This is a genomic window from Rhodoferax sp. (assembly GCF_039922535.1).
Classification (GTDB): domain Bacteria; phylum Pseudomonadota; class Gammaproteobacteria; order Burkholderiales; family Burkholderiaceae_C; genus Rhodoferax_B.
This window is the reverse complement of record NZ_JBDTEM010000433.1, coordinates 1-11,658: the sequence shown is the minus strand read 5'-3', so window position 1 is coordinate 11,658 and position 11,658 is coordinate 1. Positions and strand designations below refer to the sequence as shown.

Below are 11,658 nucleotides of genomic sequence, written 5' to 3'. Positions count from 1 at the left end.
CTTTGCCCTGCCGCGATGCTTCCGGATGCGTCCACAGCCAGGTAAAACCCGCAGGCCCCGCTGCGCAGCATGTCGCGCGCGGCCTCGGCGTAGCCCATTACCGCGTTGAGCTTGAAGCAGGGCTGGCGCGGTTCGGTGACGCGCAGGCTGCAGTCGGGGAAATGCAGCCTGTCGCCCACCCACACCTCGGCCTCCAGCAGGCCGTGCAGCGTAAGGTTTTCGCCCATAAAGCCGGGCGGCAAGTCTTCGTCAAACAGGCTGACCGCCTGGGCCTGCCGTTGCGCCCGCCAGAAGGCGTAATGCGCGGCAGGGTAGGCGTAGACGGCTTTGTCCAGCCCGCCGTGCACGCGCCGATCGGCCTGTTCGTCGCCCGCCAAGCCCATGGGGCCTAATGCCACCGGGCCCGCCACGGCCTGTTTGCCAATGCCCGACAGCACGCGCCGCCCACCGGCCAGCAGCGGGCGGGCATTGCCGACGTTGACGCTGGCGAGTTGCACCGATCAGCAGCGCTCGAAAATCGCCGCAATCCCCTGGCCGCCGCCGATGCACATGGTCACCAGCGCGTAGCGGCCCTGGATGCGTTGCAGTTCGTACAGGGCTTTGACGGTGATCAGCGCGCCCGTGGCACCAATCGGGTGGCCCAGCGAGATGCCCGAGCCGTTGGGGTTCACCTTGGCCGGGTCCAGCCCCAGGTCGCGGCTCACGGCGCAGGCTTGGGCGGCAAAGGCTTCGTTGGCCTCGATCACGTCCAGGTCCTGCACCGTCAGCCCGGCTTTTTGCAGCGCCAAGCGGGTCGCAGGCACCGGGCCGATGCCCATGTACTGCGGATCGACCCCGGCATGGGCGTAGGCCACCAGGCGGGCCAGCGGCTGCAGGCCACGGGCTTGGGCGGTGGCTGCGTCCATCAGTACCACGGCAGCGGCCGCATCGTTGATGCCCGAGGCATTGCCAGCGGTGACCGTGCCATTTTCTTTGGCGAAGGCAGGCTTGAGCTTGGCCATGTCGGCCATCGTCACCCCAGCGCGGAAGTGTTCGTCGCTGGCAAACAAGGTATCGCCTTTTTTGCTTTTCAGCACCACGGGCGTGATCTGGCTGGTGAAGTAGCCGGCGGCGGTGGCGCGCTCGGCGCGGTGGTGGCTTTCTACCGCCAGTGTGTCCTGCTCTTCACGGCTGATGCCCCATTTTTGGGCGATGTTTTCGGCGGTGACACCCATGTGGATGTTGTGGAAGGGGTCGTGCAGCGCGCCGATCATCATGTCGGTCAGCTTGGCATCGCCCATGCGCATGCCCCAACGGGCCGTCAGGGCGGCGTAGGGTGCACGGCTCATGTTCTCGGCCCCACCGCCGATGGCGATGTCGGTATCTCCCAGCAGAATGCTTTGGGCCGCGTTGACGATGGCCTGCAGGCCCGAGCCGCACAGGCGGTTCACGTTGTAGGCGGGCGTGCCCTCGCCGCAGCCGCCCAGCACGGCCGCCGCGCGCGACAAATACATGTCGCGCGGCTCGGTGTTGACCACATGGCCAAACACCACGTGGCCCACGTCAACCCCCTCGGTCTGGGCGCGCAGTAGCGACTCGCGCACCACCTGGGCGGCCAGGGCTATGGGCGCAATGTCCTTCAGGCTGCCGCCAAAGGTTCCGATCGCGGTACGTACCGCACTGACAACAACAACTTCGCGGGCCATGGAGATTCCTTGAGAAAAGTGAAAGGGTAGGGAGGGGATGAGGGGTGGTGGGGCTGCAAAAGTCAGTTTCCAGCCAGTTCTGCATTCATAATTATGAATGCAAATTCAAATAAACCGGAGACAAATATGCGGGCCTATGCAGACTTTTACCAACGCTCCCTGCGCGAGCGTGATGCTTTTTGGAGCGAGCAGGCCCGGTTGATCGACTGGCACACCCCGCCCCAGCAGGTCTGCGATTACAGCCACCCGCCGTTTGCGAAATGGTTTGTGGGCGGCACCACCAACCTGTGCCACAACGCGGTGGACCGGCACCTTGTCGAGCGGGCCGACCAGCGGGCGCTGATTTTTGTGTCCACCGAAACGGGTGAAGAAACCGTCTACACCTTCCGCGAACTACATGCAGAGGTGCAGCGCATGGCGGCTGTGCTGCTGGACCTGGGCGTGGCCAAGGGCGACCGGGTACTGGTCTACATGCCGATGGTGGCCGAGGCCGCGTTTGCCATGCTGGCCTGCGCCCGCATCGGCGCGATCCACTCGGTGGTGTTTGGCGGCTTTGCCTCGGGCGCGCTGGCCTCGCGCATCGACGATGCCGAGCCGGTGCTGGTCATCAGCGCCGATGCCGGTTCGCGCGGCGGCAAAGTGGTGGCCTACAAGCCGCTGCTGGACGAAGCCATCCGCCTGTCCACCCACCAACCTCGCGCCGTGCTGCTGGTAGACCGGGGGATGGTTGCTATGGATTTGGTAGCTGGTCGTGACCATCTGTGGGGCGTAGAGCGCCTAAAACACTTAGAGACGCAAGTGCCTTGCACCTGGGTCGATGCCACGCACACCAGCTACACCCTGTACACCAGCGGCACCACCGGCAAGCCCAAGGGCGTGCAGCGCGACACCGGCGGCTACGCCGTGGCGCTGGCCGCCAGCCTGCAACACATCTACGGCGGCAAGCCGGGCGAAACCTTTTTTTGCACCAGCGACATCGGCTGGGTGGTGGGCCACAGCTACATCGTCTACGGTCCGCTGATCGGCGGCATGGCCACCATCTTGTACGAGGGCCTGCCGACCCGGCCCGACGGCGGCATCTGGTGGAGCCTAGTCGAAAAGTACCAGGTGACGGTGATGTTCAGTGCGCCCACCGCCGTGCGGGTGCTGAAAAAGCAAGACCCGGCGCTGATGGCAAAGTACGATTTGAGCAGCCTGCGCGCCCTATTTCTGGCCGGGGAGCCGCTGGACGAACCCACCGCCACCTGGATCCACCAGGCCCTGGGCAAACCTGTCATCGACAACTACTGGCAGACCGAAACCGGCTGGCCCATCCTGGCCCTGTGCAACGGCGTGGAGTCGGCCCCCACCAAGTTCGGCTCGCCCGGCAAGGCGGTGTACGGCTACAACGTCAAGCTGCTGGACGATGCCACCGGTGCAGAACTCACCGGGCCTAACCAAAAAGGCGTGGTCGCCATCGAGGGCCCGCTGCCCCCCGGCTGCTTGCAAACCGTGTGGCGCGACGATGCACGCTTTGTGCAAACCTACTGGTCCAGTGTGCCCGGCAAAATGGTCTACAGCACCTTTGACTGGGGCGTGCGCGATGCCGATGGCTACTTCTTCATCCTGGGCCGCACCGACGACGTGATCAACGTGGCCGGGCACCGCCTGGGCCCCCGCGAGATCGAGGAAAGCATTGCCGCCCACCCCAACATTTCCGAGGTGGCCGTGGTCGGCGTGGCCGATGCACTCAAAGGCCAGGTAGCCATGGCGTTTGCTGTGCTCAAAGACCCCAGCGTTGTGAACAGCGATGCCGCCCGCGCCCAGCTAGAAGCCGAGGTGATGCGCATGGTCGATAAAGACCTGGGGGCCGTGGCCCGCCCGGCCCGCGTCACGTTCGTCAACCTGTTGCCCAAAACCCGCAGCGGCAAATTGCTGCGCCGCGCCGTGCAAGCCGTGTGCGAGGGCCGCGACCCCGGCGACTTGACCACCATGGACGACCCGGCGGCGCTGCAGCAGATCAAGGCCTTGGTTGCGGGCCAATAGGGGCTGGAATATACTGGATACCCATCCAGTTACCCATTCCATGCTCAGCTATTGAAAACGTAGCTGTCTGCGCAGGTGAAATATGCGCCAGAGGCTTATTTTGTTTAAATATTTCCCCCTGTTCAGGGGCGGGGCGTGACAGACGCTGTGGTCCCCATCAGCGCCATCAAAGGCCGGGGCACGGCCACGCACCTGGCGCACCGCTTCAGCTGCGACGACCGGGCTGCGTTCGACGACGGCTGGGGCACGCTGGAAGGTGCCGAGCCGCGCCTGCCCCTGGCCACGCAGGTGATTTTTGAGGATGCGCACAGCGCCATCACCCGCAACGACTCGCCCGACATCTACTTCGACTACGGCCTGAACCCTTACCGGGGCTGCGAGCACGGATGTATTTACTGCTACGCCCGGCCCACGCACAGCTACCTGAATCTATCGCCGGGGCTGGACTTTGAAACCAAGATCATCGCCAAGCGCAACCTGGCCGAGGTGTTGGCGCGCGAGCTGGCCGCCCGCAGCTATGTGCCGCGCATGCTGGCCCTGGGCACGGTAACCGACGGCTACCAGCCCATCGAGCGCGAGCTGCGCCTGACCCGCAGTGCCATTGCCGTGGCCTACCGCTGCCACCACCCGCTGGCCCTGGTGACCAAGGGCAGCGGGGTGGAGCGCGACCTGGACCTGCTGGCCCCCATGGCAGCGCGTAATCTTGCGGCGGTGTACGTCACCCTCACCACGCTGGATGCGGCTTTGGCCCGCACGCTAGAGCCGCGTGCCGCCGCACCGTACCGCCGCCTGCGCACCATCCGCGCGCTGGCCGAAGCCGGTGTGCCGGTGGGCGTGAGCGTGGGGCCGCAGATTCCGTTCATCAACGACGACATGGAGCAGGTGCTGGCTGCCGCGTACGAAGCTGGGGCCCGTACCGCCTTCTACACCGTGCTGCGCCTGCCCTGGGAGGTAGCCCCGCTGTTTCGCCAGTGGCTAGCGCTGCACTATCCGCAGCGCGCCGACCGGGTGATGGCGCGCATCCAGGACATGCGCGGGGGCAAGGACTACAACGCCGATTTCGCCACCCGCATGAAGGGCAGCGGCCTGTGGGCGGACCTGCTGCGCCAGCGCTTCCACAAAACCTGCGCCAAGCTGGGCTTGAACCGCGAGCGGGTGGCGCTGGACGTGGGGCAGTTCCGCCCAGGGCTGCTGTCGGGGCAAGAAAGTTTGTTTTAACGCAGCACAGAGGCCATCAGGAAGCCTCGGGTACGGCAGCGTTTAGCGCCTGGAGCGCGGCGTCAAAGTCGTATTCGGCCATGGCGCTGGCCACCGTGGTGTGGGTGCTGCCCAGCGCGGCTTGCAGCAGGGCGCTGTGCTGCAGGAACAGCTCGGAGGCATCGGAATCGTCCTCGGCCAGCAGATGGCGTAACTGGGCCAGCACGGGAGCCAGTTGGGCCTGGTCGCCCTCGGTCAGCGCGGCGGGCGCGGGCAGGGCGGCGTGCAGGGCGGCCACCAGCGCGGCCAGTTGGGTGTGCACGGGTTCGAGCAAAGCTTCGTGCGGCTGCCGGGTGTGGATGGCGGCTTCCAGCAAACCCGCGGCATGTTGCAAGCTGCTGGCACCGATGTTGCCCGCCACGCCTTTGAGGGTGTGGGCCAGGCGCTCGGCGGTGGCGCTGTCGGCGGCCTGCAGTGCGTCGGCGATGTGCCGGGTGGCCTGCGCCTGGCCAGTGGCAAATTTGCGCAGCATGCTGAGGTACAGCGACTGCTTGCCCATCACCCGCTTCAGGCCCAGCGTGGTGTCCAGCCCGGCGATGCCCTGCGGGATGGCGTCGGTGGCAACCTCGGGTGCGGGGGCTACGGTGGATGCGGGCGCAGCGCTGGGTTCGCCCAAGCCGTCGCGGGGGCGAATCCACTGGGCCAGCGCGCGCCACAGGTCGTCGGGTTCGATGGGTTTGGCCACGAAGCTGTTCATGCCTGCCGCCAGGCAGCGGTCGCGGTCGGCCTGCATGGCGTTGGCCGTCATGGCAACGATGGGTAGCTCAGGGTACAGGCCCGTTTCGCGGATCTCTTGGGTCGCCGTGATGCCATCCATTACCGGCATTTGCATGTCCATCAGCACCAGGTCGTAGGTGGTTTGCCCGACCATGGCCACGGCGATCAGGCCGTTGTCGGCAATGTCTACAGTGAAGCCTGCGTCTTGCAGCAGCTCGGAGGCCACTTGCTGGTTCAGGTCGTTGTCTTCCACCAGCAGGATGTGCGCGCCGCGTACCGGTGCCAGGGCCGCCATGGCGGTGCTGACACCGGGGGCGCGTGCGCGTCGGTCCTGGACGCGGGCGTGGCCCAGGGCGTTGACCATGGTGTCGAACAGCAGCGATGCGCTCACGTGTTTAAGCAGCACATCGGAGACATCGGCGGCGTGGGCGTTCTGCCGCACTTCCTCGCGCCCAAAGGCCGTGACTAGCACGGTGTGCGGTGCCGGTTGCAGCTGGAGTGCGCGGAGCTGGTGGATGGCCTCCAGCCCGTCCATGCCGGGCATTTGCCAGTCCATCATCACCACCTCGAAAGGCGTGGCATTGGCAGCCTGGTTTTGCACGGCCGCAATCGCCTGGGCTCCGCTGGACACGGCTTGCACCGCAAAGCCCATGTTCTCCAGCATATCGACCAGTACCGTGGCAGCGGAATCGTTGTCGTCCACCACCAGCACGCGCCGTCCGCGCAGCGTGCCGCTGCCGGGTAACTGCGGCCGGGCGCGGCGTTCGCCCAGACCCAGTTGCGCGGTAAACCAGAAGGTCGAGCCCACGCCTGGCGTGCTGTCCACGCCGACTTCACCGCCCATTAGCGCGGCCAGGTTTTTGCTGATCGCTAAGCCCAGCCCGGTGCCGCCGTACTGGCGGGTGGTGGACGTGTCGGCCTGGCTGAAGCTTTGGAATAGGCGGCCGATTTGCTCCGGCGTCAGGCCGATGCCGGTGTCGCGCACGGTAAAGCGCAGCTGCACACCGCCTTCGGTTTGGGTTTGCAGGCGCACGGCGATGTGGATTTCACCGCGCTCGGTGAACTTGATGGCATTGGTGGTGTAGTTGATGAGGATCTGGCCCAGCCGCAGCGGGTCGCCCACCAGTTGCAGTGGGATTTGGGCGGGCAGGTCGCACACCAGTTCCAGGTTTTTGGCCTGGGCTTTGTCGGCCACCACGTTGACCACGTTGGCCAGTACTTCTTCCAGGTCGAAGGCGGTGTGCTCGATCTGCAGCTTGCCGGCTTCGACCTTGGAAAAGTCCAGGATGTCGTTCAAGATACCCAGTAGATGTTGGCCCGACTGGCGGATTTTGCCGATGTAGTCGCGCTGGCGGGGGTTGAGCTCGGTCTTCAGTGCCAGGTGCGACATGCCGATGATGGCGTTCATGGGCGTGCGGATTTCGTGGCTCATGTTCGCCAGGAAGTCGCCCTTGGCCTTGCTGGCCTGTTCGGCCGCATTCTTGGCCTGGCGCAGTTCTTCGGCGGCGGCGCGCTGCTCGGAGATGTCTTCGTACACCCACACCACACCCAGGTGCAAGTTTTGCGCGTCAATCGCCCGGCCGTAGGTGTGCACCCACACGGCGCTGCCGTCCTTGCGGCGGAGCTCTACGTCGCTAGAGAAAAATCCGCATTCGCGCATGGCCGGGTTGACCCTGCGGCCAATGGCGGCCAGGTCGGCCGCGCTGAGGAAAAGTTCTTTGGTGCCGCGTCCTGCCAGGTCACCCGGTGGGTAGCCAAACATGCGCTCCATGGCCGAGTTACAGCGCTGGATGGTGTGGCCCACGGCAAACACAATGCCTAGGCTGACGGCTTCAAAAATCACCTGCTGCTCGCGCAGTGCCTGAGCTACCTGCTGTTCACCCACCAGTTGCTCGGCGCGTGTTTGCTGCAGGCTATGGTGCATGGCGTAGAGCGACTGCAGCAAGCGCCCGGTTTCGTTGCCCGCGTGGCCGAGCACACCCGAGGACTTCTCCAGTTCGGCGGCCAGCGTGCCGTCGGCCACTTGCCGGGCAACCTCCACCGCCTGCAACAAAGGCCGGGTGATGGAGCGCGCCACCCGGTAGGCCAGCCCCACCAGAAACAACGCCAATGCCAGCATCCCGGCGGCCAGGGTTCGCTGGGTCTGGATGTGTTCGACCAGTTGGGTATCTAGCGCGTCTTGCAGTGCACGCAAGGCGGCATCGCTGAAGGCCGACTGCGAGGCCAAGATGCCGTCCAGCACGGCCAAGTCGTCGGCTCCGACCCACCCTGTCGGGGTAAAGCGGGCCATGTCCGGGCGCAAGCGGGGGTGAATCCGCAGCCAGCGGATGCGGTTGAACTGCGGCTGGTTGAGTGCGGCGCTCAGCGCGGGGTTGTCGCGGGTGGCTTTGTCCAGGGTGTTTTGCAGGCGTTCAAAATCGTCGCCGATGCCGCTGAGCAGGGCTGCCAGCGCGGTGTTTTCTTCGGATGTGACCTGCCTTTGGGCTTGTGGCAGCAGTACTTTGTCGCGCACCTGCGACAGCGATTCCAGCAGATCCAGCGATTCGACCAATGCGGCCCGCCCCAGCAGCGAGATGCTGGCCTGGGGGTTGAGGCTGAAGCCACAGTCGTCTACCAGTTGGCCATTGATTTTGAGCAACAGTGCCACGGCGGTGGTGTGCTCGTCAAAGACCTCTGCGGGCGCGGGCTGTGGCGCGTTCATGGTCTGCTGCAGCTGGGCCCATTGGGCTTGGCTGCGAACCCACAGCTGGTCGATGGCGCGGGTTTCAATGCCGGGCAGCACTTCTTGTATCTGGACCAGCGAGGCATCGATTTGCGAGCGGGTCAGCAGCATGGATACCGGGGTTTCGGTATCGCCGGGTTGCAGGCGCGCAGCCAGCGTACGGTGTCTTTGCAGCAATGTGACGGCCGTCAACACGGTGCGTACGGGGCCCAGACCATCGCGTGCGCGTTGCAAGGCGTGGATGGTGGTGTCGGAAGCGCGCACAAACAGCAGCAGCGGCGGTGCCAACAGCAGCAAACCCAGCAGGCCCAGCAGCGCAAATTTATGCCATAGCTGCCAGCGGTTCAACCAGGTGCGCATGGGGTCGGGCGAATTAAGGAGGGGTGGACAATAACCAAGGGTATTTCGCTACTTATTTTATAGCTTCTGGTGCAGGTGGGTACTGCGGTAGCGCCATATTTTGTCTAAATAAAGCGAGCGGATAGTGCGGCTTGCAGCTGCTGCATTGCTTCCTCGCAGTCGTAGCTGCGGATGGCGGTATCCACTCCGATATAGGCGGGCCCCAGGGCGGCTTTGAATTCTGCCCGGTGCAGGTCAAACAGCCCGACCGCGTCGGAATCTGCGTCTTGCAGCAGGTCATGCAGCTGGCGGTAGGTGGCTTCGAAGTCGGCGCCGATGGTCGCCGTGGCTTCTTCGACCTGCTCCAGGCTGTCGAGTGCGCTGCGTAGCGGGTCTACCAGCGCGGTCAACTGGCTGTGCAGTGCCTGCCACAGGGTGTCGATGGCGGCCAGGCTGTCACCTGCGCGCAGCGCCAGTTCCACCTCACTGGCGGCCTGCTGCAGCGGGCTGGCCCCGATGTTGCCTGCCACGCCCTTGAGGGTGTGGGCCAGCCGCTCGGCGGTGCTGGTATCGCCTTGGGCGACCCGCTCCTGGATCTGCTGGCTGGCAGTGGCTTGGCCGGCCAGAAACATGTGCAGCATGCCCAGGTAGAGAGATTCTTTGCCCATCACCCGGCTCAGGCCTAACGCCAGGTTCAGCCCCGGCACGTTGTGCAGCAGGGTGGGCAGGTGAGGTCGCTGGGCGGTACTGGTTGGGGCGGCCTGGTCTGCTGTCACGGGCCGGGTGCCCAGCCCAGCGCGGGGGCGAATCCACTGGGCCAGGGCGCGCCACAAGGCATCGGGTTCGATGGGTTTGGTCACAAAACCATCCATGCCGGCGGCCGTGCAGCGGTCGCGGTCGGCTTGCATGGCGTTGGCCGTCATGGCCAGGATGGGCAGGGTGGCGAATAGCGCGTCCTGGCGCAGCAGGCGGGTGGCCGTCAGGCCGTCCATCACCGGCATTTGCATGTCCATCAGCACCACGTCATAGGGCTGGTCGGCCGGGCGGGCTTGCACCATGTGGACGGCAATCTGGCCGTTGTCGGCGATATCCACCCGGAATCCGGCATCGGCCAGCAGTTCACCGGCTACCTGCTGGTTGAGTAGGTTGTCTTCGACCAGCAGGATGTGCGCGCCGTGGAGCGGGGCCAACGCGTCGAGCGCCGAGCTGCCCGGCTCGCCGGGGTGTCTGGCTGCCTGGGCTGTGCCGTCGATAGTAGCCTGCTGGCCTAGCAGCCGCATCATGGTGTTGAACAGCACGGAGCCGTTGATGGGCTTGAGCAGCAGGTCCTCTATCCCCACGCGTTTGGCGCCCTCCATGACCTCTTCGCGGCCATAGGCGGTCACGATGACCCGCTTGGGCTGGCGCGACAGCGGCAGCAGCACGATGCGGCGGGCCAGCTCCAGGCCGTCCATGCCGGGCATTTGCCAGTCCAGCATGGCAATGTCGAAGCTGCGGCCAGCGGCATCGGCGGCGCTGATGGCCTCTAGCGCGGCCTGGCCGGAACGCACCGAGGCAACCTCAAAACTAAGTGCCTCCAGCATGTCCACCAGCACCAGGTTGGCGTTTTCGTTGTCGTCCACCACCAGCACGCGGCGGCCGCGCAGGTCGATGCTGGGGGCCAGGCGGCGGCTGCGTTTTTCGCCCAGGCCCAACCGGGCGGTGAACCAAAAGCGCGAGCCCTGGCCGGTTGCACTGTCTACGCCCACCTGGCCGCCCATCAATTCGGCCAGGCTTTTGCTGATGGCCAGGCCCAGACCGGTGCCGCCGTATTGGCGGGTGGTGGAGGTGTCGGCCTGGCTGAAGCTTTGGAACAAACGGCCGATTTGCTCGGGGCTGAGGCCGATGCCGGTGTCACGCACCTCAAAGCGCAGCAGGGTGTGGCTGGTACTTTCGGGATCGGTGTGCTCGGCAATGCGTACCACCACGCCGATCTCGCCGCTTTCGGTAAATTTGATGGCGTTGTTGGCGTAGTTGATCAAAATCTGGCTCAGCCGCAGCGGGTCGCCGAGCAGGCTTTGCGGGACCTGGGCGGGCAGGTCGAACACCAGTTCCAGGTTTTTTGCCTGGGCCTTGTCGGCAATCACATTGGCCACGTTTTCCAGCACCTGGTCCAGTTCGAACGGTGTGTGTTCGATGCTGAGCTTTCCCGCTTCGACCTTGGAGAAGTCCAGGATGTCGTTCAGGATGCCCAGCAGGTGCTGGCCGGACTGGCGGATTTTCAGCACGTAGTCGTGTTGGCGCGGGTTCAGCTCGGTCTTCAGGGCCAGGTGCGACATGCCGATGATGGCGTTCATCGGGGTTCGGATCTCGTGGCTCATATTGGCCAGAAAGTCGCCCTTGGCCTGGCTGGCGGCATCGGCGGCATCTTTGGCAATACGCAGTTGTTCGATCAGCAGGCGCATATCGGCCTCGGCCTGTTGCGATTCGATAAACAGCTCTTCGCGCGATTTCTCGGTAAACAGGGCGCGCAGACGGGCGACAGTGGGCAACTGCAGGTGGTGCCACAGCGCAAAGTGCAGCCGCAGGGCGTAGTGCGGGGGTTGGGTACGGGTCTGCACAAACGATTCGCTGGCTTGCGCGAAGCCCAGCAGGCGGGGCGGTGCGGCAGGCAGTGGGGTGAGGGACAGGCCGGTCAGGGCGGCGAACGCGCGGTGCCCGTCCCGGTGGAACGATAGCTCTACCGCCGGGGCCTGGCCGTGCTGCAGCAGCCAGCGGCAGACATCGGACACGCAGGCGGCGATGGGGGTGCAGTGGGTGGTGTCGCTGTGGCTGCGGCCTTCCACTTCCAGCAGCACCTGCAAAACTTTGTTCCGCGTCTCCAGGCACGAGGCGGGCGCGTGCAGGGTGATGCGGCCGATCCAGGCTACGTCT

The 11,658-nt window shown here is 65.2% G+C and carries 6 protein-coding genes; 2 read left to right on the top strand and 4 right to left on the bottom strand.

The window, feature by feature from the left end; translation table 11 throughout:
- The coding region (locus tag ABI213_RS20705; protein WP_348028480.1) for an MOSC domain-containing protein at window positions 1-497 on the bottom strand (497 nt) is incomplete at its 3' end.
- Between the two features lie 3 nt (window positions 498-500).
- Entirely contained in the window at window positions 501-1,685 is a 1,185-nt protein-coding gene (gene bktB / locus ABI213_RS20700) for a beta-ketothiolase BktB (RefSeq protein WP_348028478.1), read from the bottom strand.
- Between the two features lie 90 nt (window positions 1,686-1,775).
- Between bktB and ABI213_RS20695 the strand changes: the two genes are divergently transcribed.
- Together ABI213_RS20695 and ABI213_RS20690 are read left to right on the top strand one after the other, a co-directional pair.
- Complete coding sequence (locus tag ABI213_RS20695) at window positions 1,776-3,710, top strand: propionate--CoA ligase (protein WP_348028482.1); 1,935 nt, start codon at window positions 1,776-1,778, stop codon at window positions 3,708-3,710.
- A 135-nt stretch (window positions 3,711-3,845) separates the two neighbouring features.
- Entirely contained in the window at window positions 3,846-4,928 is a 1,083-nt protein-coding gene (locus tag ABI213_RS20690; protein WP_348028476.1) for a PA0069 family radical SAM protein, read from the top strand.
- A gap of 16 nt (window positions 4,929-4,944) precedes the next feature.
- On the opposite strand, the gene ABI213_RS20685 is transcribed toward ABI213_RS20690, so the two are convergent.
- Complete coding sequence (locus tag ABI213_RS20685) at window positions 4,945-8,766, bottom strand: response regulator (RefSeq protein ID WP_348028474.1); 3,822 nt, start codon at window positions 8,764-8,766, stop codon at window positions 4,945-4,947.
- 104 nt (window positions 8,767-8,870) lie between these two features.
- A partial coding sequence (locus tag ABI213_RS20680) for a response regulator (protein WP_348028472.1) occupies window positions 8,871-11,658 on the bottom strand: 2,788 nt, incomplete at its 5' end.

Bases quoted from the DNA above. Each gene is read 5' to 3' on its own strand.
- bktB (WP_348028478.1), bottom strand. From the start codon at position 1,685: ATGGCCCGCGAAGTTGTTGTTGTCAGTGCGGTACGTACCGCGATCGGA.
- ABI213_RS20685 (WP_348028474.1), bottom strand. From the start codon at position 8,766: ATGCGCACCTGGTTGAACCGCTGGCAGCTATGGCATAAATTTGCGCTG.